A 15,501-nucleotide genomic window follows, 5' to 3' on the forward strand; every position below is an offset into this window, starting at 1 on the left:
ATTTGTATACATACAGGCCGCTGAATGACCTTGATCTCGAGTTGATATGCGGCATTCCGCAAACGCCGGAGGAGCTTTTCTACATGAGTCCGAGATCCAGCCCATGAAATTCGATGAGCGGGAGTTATAAATAACCTTGTCAAGGGCTGCGTTAAAGCGAACGATGAAGATTCGAATAAAACCTTAGGGATCCCCATGAACTGTTCTCGGATTCCGGGTTTAGACCATTAAGGAGGAACATGTATGATTCAGGCTTTTATTTTTGATATGGATGGTGTCATTATTGACAGCGAGCCGCTTCATTTCGAAGTGGACATTCAGGTTATGAAGGATTTTGGGGCTTCGATCACGCAGGAGCAGCTTGAGAAATATGTGGGGATGACCAATCCCGAAATGTGGAAGCTGATCCGGGAAGAATACCACCTGCAGCGGACGGTATCCGAAATCATCGATTATCAATTATCCAATAAAATCAAAATACTGACGGCCCGCGAAATGGAGCCGATTGATGGAATTCGCGAGCTACTCGCGGATTTGAAGGCCAGCGGCATTCCCGTCGGGATCGCCTCCTCTTCGCCACCTGTATTTATCAAAGCGGTGCTTGACAAGTTCGGTCTGCTGGACGCCTTTAACTGTATCGTAAGCGGGGAGGAGGTCGAGAGGGGCAAGCCTGCACCGGATGTATATCTGAAGGCAGCCGAATTGCTTGGCGTGGAGCCTGCTTCCTGCATGGTGCTCGAAGACGCACGGCATGGTATTGCTGCCGCCAAAGCGGCCGGCATGCAATGTATCGGTTATGTCAATCCAAATTCCGGTAATCAGGATCTTTCTGCCGCCGATTATGTCGTCCGATCCATCGCGGAAGTGGGCGCAATATGCCAGCTGAAGAGTTAGCTTGTAACAGCTCGGTCCTTGTAAGGGCTGGGCTTTATTTTTTACGTATTGTGGAATGAAGCCAACTAATCTACATGAATCCTCGTTAATATAATAGCAGCTACTAATAGCTAGACCTAAGTCTAGGATGATTATCGTCTGGAGACGGAAGATATCGCCACTCGTTCATGGTATCCTTTCATTAACTTGAGCAGGAGATAGGCGGGAACAGGATGTATTGCCTCGATCTTTCGGAATGTCACGGATTACCCGGATGATTGATGACCCGGCAGTAATATAAGTAACCAAGCAGAGGAGCACGTATTGAATGGAGTTTTTACGTAACTTAGGCGATATCGGCTTATTTATTCATGCGATGATTGATGCCATTATTTTTCCGATCCCTGCGTTGTTTTCGCAATTATCTTTAAGCGTACTAACCCCGGAGCGAGCGATCTGGCTGGCAACGATCGGGTTTATCGGATGTATTCTCGGAACGCCGATCGGTTATGGCATCGGCAAAGCTTCCGGACATCTGGTTCTCAGCAAGATGCTCAAGAAGAAATGGTATGATTCGGCAACAGGCTTGTTTCAGAAACACGGAGAGGCTGCTATTCTGGTCGGTGCATTCACGCCCATCCCCTTCAAAATTTTTACCATTTTATCCGGCTGCATGAACTACCCGCTGTGGAAGCTCCTCAGCTATGCGGCGATCGGGCGGGCGTTCAAATTTTACACGGTCGGCGTATTGTTCTATATATACGGCAGAGCCGCCGAGCATATGGTTGATCATGTGCTGACCATCATTCTGCTGTTTGCCGGTGCACTCATCGGGGGGATATGGTTTACGATCCATACGGTGAAGAAACGAAAGAAGAAGCAAGCGGAGCAGCTGCATACTCCAACAGGAACAGAAGCAGCGGATCAAGATCAAGTATCGGCAGGTGGGAACTAATATGCTGGAACGCGTTCAACGGTGGGATTATCAATTGTTCGTATGGTGCAACCAATCGATCAGCAGCCGGATATTTGACCGGTTGTTCGGCGGGATTACACATCTGGGGGGTGCCATTTCGACGATAGCGAGCGCATTGCTGATCGCCTGGTTTGCCCACGAGGCGTGGGATGTATCGGCGTACCAAAGCGCGATCGCACTGCTCATCAGCCACATTATAGTGGTATTGATCAAAAAAGGAGTGCGGAGAAACCGGCCGTTCCGGGCTTTGGAGCAAGTCAAGGTTGGGAACTTCCCGCTTAAGGACTATTCGTTTCCATCGGGTCATACCTCAGCGATCTTTGCGGTGATCACGCCGGTATTATTTCTCGTGTCCCCGATGTACACCTGTTTGTTGCTGTTTCTAGGCGTACTGGTCGGGTTATCCAGAATCTATTGGGGCTATCATTACCCGACGGATTGCTTGGCCGGCGGCGCAATCGGATTCGGGACCGGCTGGCTGGTCGTGTACCTCATGAATGCTGCAGGAATATCTTAACGTCTGATAAGGAGTCGTATCGATGAAATCCATGAATGAGCACCAAATATTAATACTAACCGGCAGCCTGGGCGAAGGACATAACCAGGCAGCCAGGGCCATTGTGGAGTCAGCCAAGAGAAACTCCCCGCATCTGAGCGTTAAAGTCATTGATTACATGGAGCTGACGCATCCACGTTTGCATGTGGCAGGCCAATACTTTTTTATTCAGTGGGTAAAGCACTTTCCTTCGTTGTACGGTTATTTGTTTCAAAAGACGAGGGAGGAGAACACGCTCATCCAGCTCCTAAAGCGTTTGAGCTCATTCAGTCTGCAAAAGCTGAGCAGTTTGCTAGAAGATCAGAAACCGTCCGTGGTGATCAGCACGTTCCCGCCTGCGGCTGCAGGCATGTCGCTGCTGAAATCGATGGGACTCACGGATGTACCTGTCGTCACGGTGATTACGGATCATACGGATCACAGCTATTGGATTCATGAGCATACCGATCACTATATGGTGGGATCGGGCAAGGTCAAGGAGGCCTTGCAGCGGAAAGGAATAGCCGGCGAGAAAATATCGGTCACGGGCATACCGGTCCATCCGCTGTACACGCAGCCGGTGAATCGTGACCGGGTTCGCGAGAGCTACCGGCTGAGCGCGTCTGACCAAGTCGTCCTCATGATGGGAGGCGGCGAAGGAATGATCGACGGCGAGATCGTGAAGCTGCTTCAATCACGGGCTTACCCCGAGCATGTCAGGTTTATCGTTGTATGCGGACGCAATGACAAGCTGTATCAATCGCTGCAGGAAGACTTCGCCGATCATCCGCAGGTTAGGGTGATGGGATATGTAAATCGAATGCACGAATTGATGGCCGTTGCCGACCTTATGATCACGAAGCCGGGCGGACTCACGATCTCCGAAGCATTAACGATGGAACTGCCGATGCTGCTCTTCAAGCCGGTTCCGGGTCAGGAGCAGGATAATGCGGATTATTTGGTCGGGATCGGGGTAGCCCAGCAGGCGGATGAGGGAGAGCTTAAAGACCGGCTCATCCGCATGCTGCAACATCCGTCCATTCTGACAGAGATGAAACGTTGTGCTGCGCGATACAGTCATAAAGATTCGGCGCTTTCCGTGTTATCAGCATTAATGACCCTGCTGCAAAGCCGTTCCGCACAGCGTAACTGGCTGCATGAGCTCGATTCCCGTGCTTATGGATTGTTATCCAGGGATGCATACATGCAAGATTATGAAGGGCACTACGTGGACAGCTTCCGCTAAAAGATGAAGGAGCAGACCGATGAATTTATTCGAAATCGTTGAACGATTATTTGAACAATATGGATATATGGTGCTTCTGATCGGACTGCCCCTTGACTTTATTGCGCTTCCGATTCCTCCCGGGAACAGCACGCTGACATATACCGGCTTCCTGGTGTATAAGGAAGTCATCAGCTTTGCCCCGGCACTCCTGTTTGCCTTCAGCGGCGCCGCCATCGGTCTAACGATTACGTATGTGCTGGGCTATAAGCTGGGCATGCCGCTCATCGAGCGATACGGAAAGTGGTTGTTTCTGAAGCCGTCCCTGGTAGAGAAGACGCAGGCCTATTATGATAAATACGGCAATAAGCTATTGATCATTAGCTTTTTCATTCCCGGCGTCAGGCAATTTATCGGGTACTTTATCGGGATGATCCGTGTTCCTTACCGGACCGTCTGTTTATATGGATACTTGGGCATTGCGTCGTGGGTCATCGGCTTTTTCAGTATCGGATTTATCTTCGGGGAGCAGTGGCAGATTATATTGAACCTGGTCGAACATTATTTGAAGGTCATCTTCATCTGTCTTGGCTGTTCGTTGTTGATTCTGCTGGTATGGAGCCGGGTAAAGCGCGCTCGAGCGCAAAAGCTTGCCGAAGGGAAGAAAATGAAGCAGGTCCGCAAGATTGGGGAATAGGTGACGTTTACTTCATCCGGTTTTCTTCGAGAGGTTGCGGATGATCATGCCAAGGATTCCATTGTGGCCTTCCCCGTTGTATAATGGAAGATAACATCATGAAAAATGAACCCAGCTGAAAGAAGGATCTTCTTGAGCTGGGTTTTTTCCATGTATAAGATGAACGGAAATTTAAGGGGGCCGTTATGAAAATTGAAATGATATCGGAACAGGATTACAGGGTCTCCCAATTTCAAGTTGAACGAAACCATAACGAATAAGAATTAGGAGGGGCCATCCCATGCTGGGCACTATTCCAATATTTCGAATATTTGATGTGGACAAGGCGAGGGAATTTTATGTTCATTATCTTGGCTTTCAGGTTGATTGGGAGCATCGATTTGAAGAGGGGGCTCCGCTGTACATGCAGGTAACCAAGGGGGAGGTTTCCATTCACTTGACCGAGCATCATGGGGACTGTACGCCCGGGTCTGCTGTTCGCATTAAAATGACGGAGATCGAGCAATATCATGCAGAGCTCCATTCGAAGAACTATCCTTATGCCCGACCTGCCGTTGAGACGGCACCTTGGAATAGCAAAGAGGTGTGCGTAACCGATCCCTTCGGCAATAGAATCACGTTTTATGAGGAGTTGGAGCCGTCATGAAGCTGCTGTCACACGAGCAAACGGACGCGCTGCGAACGCTGAGAAACTTTAAACGGATAGAAGCGGCTCAGCAGCTCGAATAAAAGAGTGTATGATGGATGTCCGGAAAATGGATGGAGAAACGGCTCGTTTGCTTAATAAGCAAGCGAACCGTTTTTTTGAGCGGGGAGATTCTTGTATTGCGTTCAAATGATAGATACGGGAATTATAAATTTACATAGACTCCCCAAAAGCTGAGACAAATCTGTGCATTCGGCTTACTCCTTCCGTAATCTGGTCCGAAGTCAGGTTGCCGTATCCCAGGACAATGCCGCTCTCGCTGCTTCCATCCCCAATCCTGTAGTCTTCCGAACGTTCTACCCGGAATCCGTAAGCGCTCGTGTCGTTCCATGGCAAATCGGCATGCTTTTGCGTATGAAACAGGACCTGGAGATGCATGCCGGCTTCATCCCCTGTGATGGAGATCTGGTCTCCGAATGCTTGTACGAGCCGCTCTGTCAGCAGGTTTCGCCGCTTTTTGTAGAGTTTTTTCATGGTATGGATGTGTCGTTCCAGCTGTCCGTCCCGGATGAAAGCAGCCAGCGCTGTCTGAATCACGGCAGGGGTATGCAGATTGAGCCTGTCCTTTGCCAAGGTGATGGCATCCAATAATTTCGGGGGCGCGATCAGAAATCCGATGCGAAGGCTCGGTGACAAGGTCTTACTGAAGGTGCCGACGTAGATCACCCGGGAAGGTGAGAGTATCTGCAAGGGCGGAACCGGAATGCCTTTGAGACGAAATTCGCTGTCATAGTCGTCCTCGATCACATAGGCATCCGCCTCCTCCGCCATGCGAATGGCTTGATGCCTCCGCTGAATCGGCATCAGACTGCCGGAAGGGAATTGATGTGACGGTGTCAGCAGCAGTAAATGTCCAGGCAGGAACGTTCGTATCGCATCAACCTGCATGCCGTTGGAATCCACTTGAACCGGGACGAGGGAATAATTCATCATGCGAAATATGTCTCTTGCAATATCGATGGTTGGGTCCTCAAGGTAAATGGAATCAAACTGGGCGGATAAGGCCTTCGCCAAAAGAAGGAATCCTTCGGAGGCGCCGGACACGATAATCAACTGATCCGCAGAGCAACTGATGCCTTTGGAACGGAATAAGTAGTCACGCAGGGCTAGGCGTAGGGACAGGCTTCCTTTCACATCGCCGTAATTATATTCATGAGGACTTGATTCCGCAGCCTCTTTTAAATATTTGGCCCAGATCTTACCGGGAAACCGATTTAGATCGGGGATGCCGGTTGCAAAATCGATGAGTGTCCGATCAAGAGGCTCCGGCGATATTATGGAGGGGTTCATCTTCGCCGGGACGGGATGCACCGTTGCAGCCGCACTCGGGATAATTCCATCGGCGACATAGGTCCCTGATCCGACACGGCAGTCCAAATAGCCTTCGGCGGTCAGCTGCTCATACACCTCGATGACGACATTTCGGGCAATGCCCCAATCCTTGGCCAGCACCCGGGTCGGGAGCAGTTTCGTTCCGGCGGCGAGCTGGCCGGATTCGATCCTTTCACGAAGCTGATTACACAGCTGCCGCGTAACGGGAAGGGAGGAGCTTCGGTCGATATAGATGCCGTACATTGTTCTTCAACTCCTTATTGGTTCCTCAAAATACTATGGAATTGGACCTAATGATCAACCATTTTCCTTATTATAATGAAGCCATACCAATCCGAAAAGGGAGGAAAATGTGCATGAATCACACTTTAGGGAGATCGGGCATTCCCGTGAGCCCGCTCGGTTTAGGCTGCTGGGCGATCGGGGGACATTTTACGCTGGATGGTCTTCCGGATGGATGGGGGCAGGTCGATGATCAAGAATCGATAAAGGCTATTCACGCGGCGATGGAGAGAGGGGTAACCTTCTTTGATACAGCAGACGCTTACGGCACGGGACATAGTGAGGAAGTGCTGGGACGTGCCGTGAAGGGAAGGCGTCAGGAGGTCGTCCTCGCCACGAAATTCGGTTTCACGAATAACGAGGCGACCAAGGAAGTGTATGGTTTGCATGACGTTTCCCCCGGATACGTTCGGGAGGCGTGCCAAAGGTCGCTGAGACGGCTCGGGACCGATTATATTGATCTTTACCAGATCCACGTCGGCTCTTTGAGCGCAGAGGAAATGGAATCAGTCATCGATACGTTGAATGGGCTGCAGAAAGAGGGCATGATCCGCAGCTACGGTTGGAGTACCTGGGATGCCGCGCGTGCCGAGGAATTCGCTCAACGATCCTTGGCCGCAGCGATCCAGCATCCATTGAACGTACTGAGGGACGACCCGGAGATGATCTCGGTATGTGAACGCTACGGGCTTGCGAGCATCAACAACTCGCCGCTGGCCATGGGGCTGTTAAGCGGAAAGTTTACGGCTGACTCCAAGCTTCCGATCTCCGATGTAAGGGGAAGCGGTCATGCTTGGGTGACTTATTTCCATGAAGGCAAGGCGGTTCCATCGTTCCTATCCAAGCTGGAGGCCGTAAGGGAAATCTTAACGAGCGGCGGCCGTACTTTGGTCCAAGGTGCGCTTGCCTGGATCTTGGCGCGCAGCCCGGCGGCCATACCGATTCCGGGATTCAAGACGGTAAGCCAGGTGGTGGATTTGGCAGGCGCGATTGGAAAAGGGCCGCTGTCTGAATCGCAAATGAAGGAAATCGACGATATTCTACGCTCCATGTAATTCAGGAAAGTTAAGAAGAGCCTCTGGTTCCCGGAACCAGGGGCTTTACGCATGAAAATCAGACGAGATACATAAAAAGTTCACATCGCCGGATTTGAGGAAACGGATATGGCGGTAATTTGTACTAGAGCGGGGATAGAATGCAGGAATTTTCGTATAGAATTCAAACGCAGCGTTTTTTAATTTCGAATTACTCCATTTTTTTGAAGAGGAGGAGATTGATACTTCATGAACGAATATGTAATTATGGTAGGCTTCAATCCGGTTTGTACGAAATATCGTACCAATCCGGCCTATACGTGTGAGACGCAGCAATCTTTGTACGAATGATCGAGCAGCACAATTGGGCGCCCTCGGCTCGACGAGAAATCATAGCATCCATACTTAGATGTTGAACAGGAGTGAGAAGATCATGGACTTGAGATATCCAATCGGCACATTTGCTTGGGAAGGAACCGCTGCTGCAGAGAAACGGAAGGATTGGATACGCGATATCGAGAAGCTGCCTTCGTTGCTCTCGGCCGCCGTACATGGTTTAAGCGATGATCAGCTCGACCTTCCATATCGCGAAGGGGGCTGGTCCATCAGGCAGGTGGTGCACCATCTCGCGGATAGCCATATGAATAGTTACATCCGGTTTAAGCTGGCGCTGACGGAGGACAATCCGACGATTAAGCCTTACGACGAGCAGAAGTGGGCGATGATGCAGGACTCGACCATCGTTAATGTTAAAGTATCCCTATCTCTAATCGAAAGTTTGCATGCCCGGTGGGCGGCTGTATTAAACGCCATGGATCCGACCGATTTCGCTCGAACCTTCTACCATCCCGAATCCCAAAAAACCATGAGCTTGGATTATGCAACCGGTATGTATGCGTGGCACGGGAAGCATCATACGGCTCACATTACATCCCTGCGCGAACGATTAGCCATATAAGGAAATTACCGGATGGCTCCGTCTGAGACGGAGCTTTTTTTCATTCGTTCATGTCGTGATATCTAACTTGCTTGTCGTAATATTACACTGTAAATCCGGATATTCCTGTGATAGATTTAGTGCATGATGTCTTAATATTTAATACTGGGGTGACGATCATGATCAGAATCGGGAAAATCAGTTATTGGCATGTTCACGCGTGGGACTATACGAAACAAGCCCAGGAGCATCCGGGCACGGAAATTGCTGCGGTATGGGACGAAAATCCGGAGCGCGGCCGCAAAGCGGCAGACCAGCAGGGCGTACCGTTCTATGATTCATTGGATGAAATGCTGGCACGCGAAGATATCGATGGCGTTATTGTGGATGCGCCGACATCGATGCACCGTGACGTGATGGTGAAGGCGGCAAAGGCCGGCAAGCATATTTTTACGGAAAAGGTGATTGCGTCTACGCTTCACGAGGTGAATGAAATTCTAGAGGCTGTGAAGCAGCATGGCGTGAAGCTGACCGTATCGCTGCCAAGATTGAATGATGGGTATACGCTTGCGATCCGGAACATTCTGGAGGAGGGCTTGCTCGGCAAGGTGACGCTGGTTCGGGTGCGTTTGTCGCATAACGGCGCGACCGCAGGCTGGCTGCCGGAGCACTTCTTCAGTCTGTCGGAATGTCATGGCGGCGCGCTGATTGATCTGGGATGCCATCCGATGTATTTGACGCGGCTGTTCCTTGGCGAAGCGCCGGTCGATGTGCAGGCGAATTACGGTTACATTACCGGCAAAGAGGTCGAGGATAATGCGGTGGCCACACTGTCGACCGAATCGGGTGCCGTAGGCATCGTAGAGGCCGGGTTCGTGAACAATTACTCGCCGTTCGCCATTGAAATTCACGGTACGGATGGCACGATTTTGTACGGCACTCCGGACAGCAAATTGCTTATTCGTTCCTCGAAGAAGAAGGAGTACAGCGAAAGCTGGGTAGAGCTTCCTGTACCGGCGAACCGCGAAAGTGCATTTGAACAGTGGGTGACACATATTAACGAAGGCACGAATGCCGACGAGAACATCGAATACGCTGTGGAACTGACCAGGCTGATGGAGGCTTCCAACCGCTCTGCGAAGGAACGCCGTGCCGTCCGATTGGATGAACTGCAGGCATAAGCGCAAGGGTAAGGTGAATTTCCTGCAATGAGCACCCATTTTCCATATGAAAGCATGAAGGAACGACAGGATGCCTTGGAGCGGCTGGATTTGAAAATTTACTGGGGCCGGTATGAAATCCGGGTTCTGCGTTTTCATCTGACGACGTTCCCGCCGGGAAAGATCGTATCCTTCCACAAGCACGCCGAATTTGAATTCCATTTCATTCCGCGCGGTAAAGGAACCGTGATCATGGAAGAAACGCCCTATTCACTCCGTGAAGGCATGTTCTATCTTACAGGGCCAAACGTGCTGCATTATCAGGAAGCGGATCCGGCGGAGCCGATGGATGAGCTCTGTCTTCACGTGGACATTACACAAGTGGATGAGCAGGAATTGCAAAAGGAGAATCGGTCGCTGCCGGCTGCGGATCCTTGGGAGATCGCCGAAGCGGAAGACTGCATGGAGAAACTGAAGGAGCTGCCGTTAAAGCCGACGATGGATATCCATCGGGCCATGCCGTATTTTCTGGAGGCCTATCAAGCCTCCCAGGAGAAATACCCGGGGCTTTATACGACCATCAAGCACTGCATTATTCAGATTCTGATCCGGACGGTAAGGGCCTATGCGTCGAAACCGACGGAGGCGGAGCTGCCGTCAAGAGACATGAAGGCGTACCGCTATCAGCTGGCGATGGAATATATCTATGCCAATTCGGCGGGCGAGGTCGTGCTGGATGATGTTGCGGAGAAGCTGCACATCAGTTCAAGGCAGCTGCAGCGGATATTCAAGGATCAGGCGGATGGGCGTTCCTTCAGCGAAATCCTTGAGGATGTAAGGCTTGAATCCGTGTGCCGGCGGCTGCTCGACACGGATTGGTCGATCGACAAGATTGCGCTGCATGAAGGATTCTCCAGCGGAAGCTATCTGCATACGGTCTTCCGCAAACGTTATGGCTTCACGCCTTCAACTTACAGAACGATGAAAGTGAAATCGTAGGGGGAACATCAGACATGGGGAAAACCATTCGAATCGGCATCATCGGAAGCGGCGGTATCGCCGGAGAGCATGCCAAATATTATAAACAAATTGAAGATGTCCAGATTGTGGCTGTGGCGGACATTCTGCCGGGCAGAGCCGATCAGTTCATCGAGCGCTGGGGGCTGCAAGGCGCGATCGGGTTCGATGATCACCGCAGACTTCTGGATCTGGAGCTGGACGGCGTAAGCATCTGCACACCGAACGTTGCGCATTACCGCACAACGATCGACGCCCTTACCGCTGGCAAACATGTCATGCTGGAGAAGCCGATGTCCGTTACGCTGGATGAAGCCATTGAGATGGTGCAGACCTCGAAGCGGACGGGCAAAATGCTCAACGTCGGCTTCCAGCCGCGGTATGACCCGAATATGGGAATCATCCGGGACCTGATCCAGAACGGGGAGCTTGGCAAGGTCTACTACGTGGAGACGGGCGGCGGACGCCGGCGCGGCATGCCGGGCGGAACGTTTATCCGCCAGGAAATTGCGGGTGCCGGAGCCATGGCCGATATCGGCTGCTACTCTTTGGATATGGCATTGAATGCGATGGGATATCCGAAGCCGTTGACCGTTTCGGCGTATACATCCAACCATTTCGGTACGAATCCGAAATACCATGCGGAGGCCGGATCGTTTGACGTCGAGGATTTCGGGGTTGCGATGGTGCGCTTTGAAGGGGATCTTGTTCTGAATTTCAAGACATCCTGGGCGATGCATATGGATACGCTGGGCGCCACGATGTTCCTGGGAACGGATGCGGGGATGAAGATAACGCCGGCCGGTACGGGGCCATGGAGCGGTGTATGGGACGGAAGAGTAGGCTCGATCTCGGTATTCCATGACATCCAGGGGCATCACACGGAGAGCCCGATTCCGCTGATCAACCACCAGATTAACGTGTTCGAGGAGAAAATTAAGGATTTCGTGCGTGCGGTCCGCGAAGGTGGTCCCGCGCCGATCCCTGGCGAGCAGGTTCTGCGCAACCAGGCGATTCTGGACGGGATACTGCGTTCCTCCCAGACCAAAAAAGAAGTGGAAATCCATATTCCGAATTTGGATTAGAGTGAGTGAAAGCCGCGCCTTGTGCGCGGCTTTTTTGTCGTAATGGCAGTGATGATGAATCCGGACATCCGTTCTTCATAAATGATCGTTTTGTGCGTTGCTGTCCATACTTCCTAACAGCATGAAATATGAAGCTGAGTTCTTCCATTTTATGCATGAATATGGTATCATTCAGCTGATGCGAACAATCGTTCTGTCAGGTGGTTGAATGAACCATTTTGTATATCCATACCTTTTATCAATAGGGAAGGTGCAGCTGTCCATGAATGAGCGTTATGCCGAGATCGATGAAGTGATCGCATACATACATAAGAACATCTATGAGCCGTTGCCGTTGTCATTATTAGCCAGCTATATCGGATACAGTCCATATCACTTCTCCCGGATCTTCAAGGAACGCATCGGGCTTCCGCCCTTGTATTACGTGTCCTCGCTGCGTCTGGAGAAGGCGAAGGATTTGCTGCTGCATACACATCTGAGCATCCGCGATATCGCGCTCGAGATTGGACAGCAAAGTCTCGGCACCTTTACGACCCGATTTACCGAAAGGGTGGGAGTCTCTCCTTCTACTTTCCGCAATTCCAGGGACGAAGTGGACGAGCGTTTGTTAGCGCTTCAACGATTAAGCGACTGGCGGCAATCCATGCCGGTATTGAATCCCAATGCGACGATTGAAGGCACGGTTCATGCCCAGGCCCCGTTCCAAGGCGTCATTCTGATCGGATTATTTGCGAAGCCGATACCCGAAGGCCTTCCACTCTATGGCACGCTCCTTCCATCGCTGGGTCCCTTCAGATTCACGGATGTTAAACCCGGAACGTATTACTTGATGGCAACCTCCGTTCAATGGGGCATGCAAGCCGTAGATGTTCTTCTTACCCAGTCTACAACGCTCCGCACCCGTTCCAGGGAGCCGATCGTCGTGACACCTTATACTAAGGTTCCTCCATTAGAAGTAACTCTCCACGTTCCCAGATTGGATGATCCTCCGATCCTGATCTCGCTGCCGCTGCTAATGGACCATTTCTTAAAGAAGGTGCCTCTGGCCGTCCGGTAAGCTTTCGGGAATGATTGTTGTTCATTGCAATTTACGTACCCTTTGTCTATTCTCCCGGATCGTATGGGCTGCCTCGCCATTGTGAGCATTAACCCTACACGGTCGTTCGTTGACAATCGGGCCGCGAATCACGATACTTAAATGAGGGCGTCAGTATTCTTTGAGCGGGAAGCCAATATGCCAGAGCCTAAGAGAGGCAGCTGTTGTCTGTAGTACAGCTTGTTTCGCCACCCGCGCAGAATATGGTAGAATGGACCATACGCTTGAGAGATTTGAGACGATCTATTGAATACAGGAGGGAACTATGGAACTCATAAATCCGGCTGAAGTTCAGCAAATGATCGATACAATGAAGAATCAGGATTTATATATTCATCTTGAAATGACGACAGGGGCATATGCGGCTCATTATGATAGCTCGAAGCATCCTGCCGCCAATTTCATCACGAACGCAGTCATCCGATACGAGCACGGCTCTATATCGGGGAACGGCCCTTACCGGGTCGGATTAAAGATGAGCCATGGCTGGGTTTACACCGAAGGACTGACGCATTTCGAGCAATCCGATACGGATCGGCTGATCATGGCAGGCCATGACAGTCAAGGGAAGCTGGTTGTCGCACTGCAGCTTAGTCGGGAACCTTTTTAAATACAGAGAGGAGCTGAGGAGAATGGGGCAAAACATACTGGTTATCCTGCCGCATCCGGATGATGAAGCGTTCGGCTTATCCGGGACGCTGGCTAAATATATCGTAGAAGGCGCGCATGTCACCTATGCATGTCTGACACTCGGCGAGATGGGCCGCAATATGGGCATTCCGCCGTTTGCCAACCGCATTACACTGCCGAGCATTCGCAAAGCCGAGCTGGAGGAATCCTGCAAGGCCATCGGCATCCAGGATTTGAGGCTGATGGGCTTCCACGATAAAACGATTGAATTCGAGGATCAAGATAAACTGGATGGCGTTATTGCATCTTTGCTTGAGGAAATTAAGCCTTCCCTTGTCTTCACGTTCTATCCCGGTTACAGCGTACACCCTGACCACGATGCAACCGGCGCTGCAGTCACGCGTACCATTGAGCGGATGCCGGCGGAGGAGAGACCGGCTGTACACTGTCTGGCCTTCTCAAGGAATTGCGAAGAGGAGCTCGGCAAGCCGGACGTTGTTCATGATGTATCCATGTTTATTGTGCAGAAGATGAACTCGATTCAGGCTCATCGCTCGCAGTTCCAGGCGGCGGAGCTGCTTGGCAAGAAGCAGCTGAAGACAAAGGAAATCGAACAGCGTTTTGGAACCGAGCGCTTCTGGACATATACATTTGCTTAAGAGGTCTGACACCATTGCTTAAGAGCTACTGACTGTATTGGTACGAGTGGAGATCCCGGCATCTTACGTTTGTCGTGCTTGGATCCGGTAGTATGTACGTCTTGAGATAACAACTGCTCCTATGATCAATAGTTAAACACTAATAACCGCTCTTCTGAGAGTTGGCTGCTCTTCGCTGCCCTTCCTCTCAAAAGGAGCGGTTTCTTTGCATTTATCAAAACTTGTCCGTTCGAATGCGTATGTACTCTCTTATCTGGATGCACTCTACTCACGCATGCTGAATGATGAGCAGGGCACTCCCTTCCAATGCTGCACGGGCAGGGCACTTGTTCCTATGCCCGATTCCCGCAATGATCGCATCGAGTTCCCTGACGATTTTTTTAATTGCTAAGTTCGCGGCTAGGGGGTTGGAATTGACAGCGGATATAATGTCCCCTGCATGCAAAAAGATGTTTTGCCGGTTTCCTCCGATACGACCAGGACGAGCGCATCACACAGTTCGGTTAAACCGATAGCCGCCCGATGTCGGGTTCCCAGCTTCCGTTCCCCGTAGGTTCGGCCAGTTAGCGGCAATACATTGGCAGCCGAGATAATCATATCCTGCCGAACAAGAACGGCCCCGTCGTGAAGAGGGCTGCCTTGAATGAAGATGGACTCGAGCAGCGGGCTTGTGATTTCGGCAGACAACGATATTCCCGGAGTGATAAAAGACTCCAGCAAATCCTCTCGTTGAATTACGATCAGCGCACCCATCTTCTTCTGGCTTAAGTGATAGATCGAGGTCGCGATCTCTTTATATTTTTTCGTAAAAGGATAGAGAAAACAGTTCAAATAATAGGTGGAGGAGAGGGCTTCGGCCTCCAGAAATTTGGATCTGACATGATCCAAATCATTGAGCAGGCAGGTTTGATCCTGATCCAGCTTCTCAATGATTTGACGGATCTGCTGCTCGATCTCGATGAGATGCTCTTCAAGCTTATGCTTCAGTGGGGCAAAATTACAATGTTCCTTGCTTGACTCCATGCATTTCCCTCCTTATCCTTAGGTATCTTTACCATTCCCCCATCCGTATATTCTTCGGGCTAGGGCTGCTCCTCACAAGCCACACTCCATGTGGACAATGTCCCGTGCAAACATAGGCAAACACAGCACAATGCGAATACAGGTCGATGTACCAACCGGTCCATGTAATAACCGCTCCAAGGAAGCACTGCTCCAAACAGACACCACCTAATGTAAACATTGCGTCATGATGAA

At 50.9% G+C, this 15,501-nt stretch carries 16 protein-coding genes; 14 read left to right on the forward strand and 2 right to left on the reverse strand.

The annotated features are described in order from the left end of the window. The first annotated feature begins 243 nt into the window (after positions 1 to 243). The 6 genes from BBD41_RS27310 to BBD41_RS27340 all read left to right on the forward strand — a co-directional run bounded on the left by BBD41_RS27310 (position 244) and on the right by BBD41_RS27340 (position 4,952). On the forward strand, positions 244 to 894 hold the full coding sequence (locus BBD41_RS27310; protein ID WP_099479799.1) for an HAD family hydrolase: 651 nt from the start codon (positions 244 to 246) through the stop codon (positions 892 to 894). Between the two features lie 307 nt (positions 895 to 1,201). Further along, entirely contained in the window at positions 1,202 to 1,828 is a 627-nt protein-coding gene (locus BBD41_RS27315; protein ID WP_099479800.1) for a YqaA family protein, read from the forward strand. Position 1,829: 1 nt separating this feature from the next. Next, the gene (locus BBD41_RS27320) at positions 1,830 to 2,366 is read left to right on the forward strand and encodes a phosphatase PAP2 family protein (protein WP_099479802.1); all 537 of its coding nucleotides are present in this window, start codon (positions 1,830 to 1,832) and stop codon (positions 2,364 to 2,366) included. 22 nt (positions 2,367 to 2,388) lie between these two features. After that, positions 2,389 to 3,630, forward strand: a complete 1,242-nt coding sequence (locus BBD41_RS27325; RefSeq protein ID WP_099479804.1) for an MGDG synthase family glycosyltransferase — start codon at positions 2,389 to 2,391, stop codon at positions 3,628 to 3,630. A gap of 19 nt (positions 3,631 to 3,649) precedes the next feature. After that, positions 3,650 to 4,306 carry a DedA family protein gene (locus BBD41_RS27330; RefSeq protein WP_099479806.1) on the forward strand — a complete coding sequence of 219 codons (657 nt, stop codon included), beginning with the start codon at positions 3,650 to 3,652 and terminating at the stop codon, positions 4,304 to 4,306. Positions 4,307 to 4,586: 280 nt separating this feature from the next. Then, entirely contained in the window at positions 4,587 to 4,952 is a 366-nt protein-coding gene (locus tag BBD41_RS27340) for a glyoxalase superfamily protein (RefSeq protein ID WP_099479811.1), read from the forward strand. A 213-nt stretch (positions 4,953 to 5,165) separates the two neighbouring features. On the opposite strand, the gene pdxR is transcribed toward BBD41_RS27340, so the two are convergent. Then, positions 5,166 to 6,587 carry a MocR-like pyridoxine biosynthesis transcription factor PdxR gene (gene pdxR / locus BBD41_RS27345; RefSeq protein ID WP_099479813.1) on the reverse strand — a complete coding sequence of 474 codons (1,422 nt, stop codon included), beginning with the start codon at positions 6,585 to 6,587 and terminating at the stop codon, positions 5,166 to 5,168. A gap of 113 nt (positions 6,588 to 6,700) precedes the next feature. Here pdxR and BBD41_RS27350 point away from each other — a divergent pair, with 113 nt between their 5' ends. The 8 genes from BBD41_RS27350 to bshB2 all read left to right on the forward strand — a co-directional run bounded on the left by BBD41_RS27350 (position 6,701) and on the right by bshB2 (position 14,244). Further along, positions 6,701 to 7,681: an aldo/keto reductase gene (locus BBD41_RS27350; protein ID WP_099479815.1), complete on the forward strand. Its 981-nt coding sequence runs from the start codon at positions 6,701 to 6,703 to the stop codon at positions 7,679 to 7,681. Positions 7,682 to 8,090: 409 nt separating this feature from the next. Then, positions 8,091 to 8,618: a YfiT family bacillithiol transferase gene (locus BBD41_RS27355; protein WP_077569005.1), complete on the forward strand. Its 528-nt coding sequence runs from the start codon at positions 8,091 to 8,093 to the stop codon at positions 8,616 to 8,618. Between the two features lie 158 nt (positions 8,619 to 8,776). Continuing rightward, a complete protein-coding gene (locus tag BBD41_RS27360) occupies positions 8,777 to 9,778 on the forward strand; it encodes a Gfo/Idh/MocA family protein (protein WP_077566699.1) in 1,002 nt (333 codons plus the stop codon). 27 nt (positions 9,779 to 9,805) lie between these two features. Further along, complete coding sequence (locus tag BBD41_RS27365; RefSeq protein WP_077566698.1) at positions 9,806 to 10,756, forward strand: AraC family transcriptional regulator; 951 nt, start codon at positions 9,806 to 9,808, stop codon at positions 10,754 to 10,756. A gap of 14 nt (positions 10,757 to 10,770) precedes the next feature. Continuing rightward, complete coding sequence (locus BBD41_RS27370; protein WP_077566697.1) at positions 10,771 to 11,859, forward strand: Gfo/Idh/MocA family protein; 1,089 nt, start codon at positions 10,771 to 10,773, stop codon at positions 11,857 to 11,859. 262 nt (positions 11,860 to 12,121) lie between these two features. Continuing rightward, a complete protein-coding gene (locus BBD41_RS27375; protein WP_077569004.1) occupies positions 12,122 to 12,916 on the forward strand; it encodes a helix-turn-helix transcriptional regulator in 795 nt (264 codons plus the stop codon). A 304-nt stretch (positions 12,917 to 13,220) separates the two neighbouring features. After that, the gene (locus tag BBD41_RS27380; RefSeq protein ID WP_077566696.1) at positions 13,221 to 13,565 is read left to right on the forward strand and encodes a YojF family protein; all 345 of its coding nucleotides are present in this window, start codon (positions 13,221 to 13,223) and stop codon (positions 13,563 to 13,565) included. A gap of 22 nt (positions 13,566 to 13,587) precedes the next feature. Next, positions 13,588 to 14,244 carry a bacillithiol biosynthesis deacetylase BshB2 gene (gene bshB2, locus BBD41_RS27385; RefSeq protein ID WP_077566695.1) on the forward strand — a complete coding sequence of 219 codons (657 nt, stop codon included), beginning with the start codon at positions 13,588 to 13,590 and terminating at the stop codon, positions 14,242 to 14,244. A 399-nt stretch (positions 14,245 to 14,643) separates the two neighbouring features. Here bshB2 and cdaS read toward each other — a convergent pair whose 3' ends face one another. Beyond that, complete coding sequence (cdaS, locus tag BBD41_RS27390; protein WP_077566694.1) at positions 14,644 to 15,267, reverse strand: sporulation-specific diadenylate cyclase CdaS; 624 nt, start codon at positions 15,265 to 15,267, stop codon at positions 14,644 to 14,646. Positions 15,268 to 15,501: the final 234 nt, after the last annotated feature.

It is taken from the genome of Paenibacillus ihbetae, from assembly GCF_002741055.1.
Taxonomy (GTDB): domain Bacteria; phylum Bacillota; class Bacilli; order Paenibacillales; family Paenibacillaceae; genus Paenibacillus_AQ; species Paenibacillus_AQ ihbetae.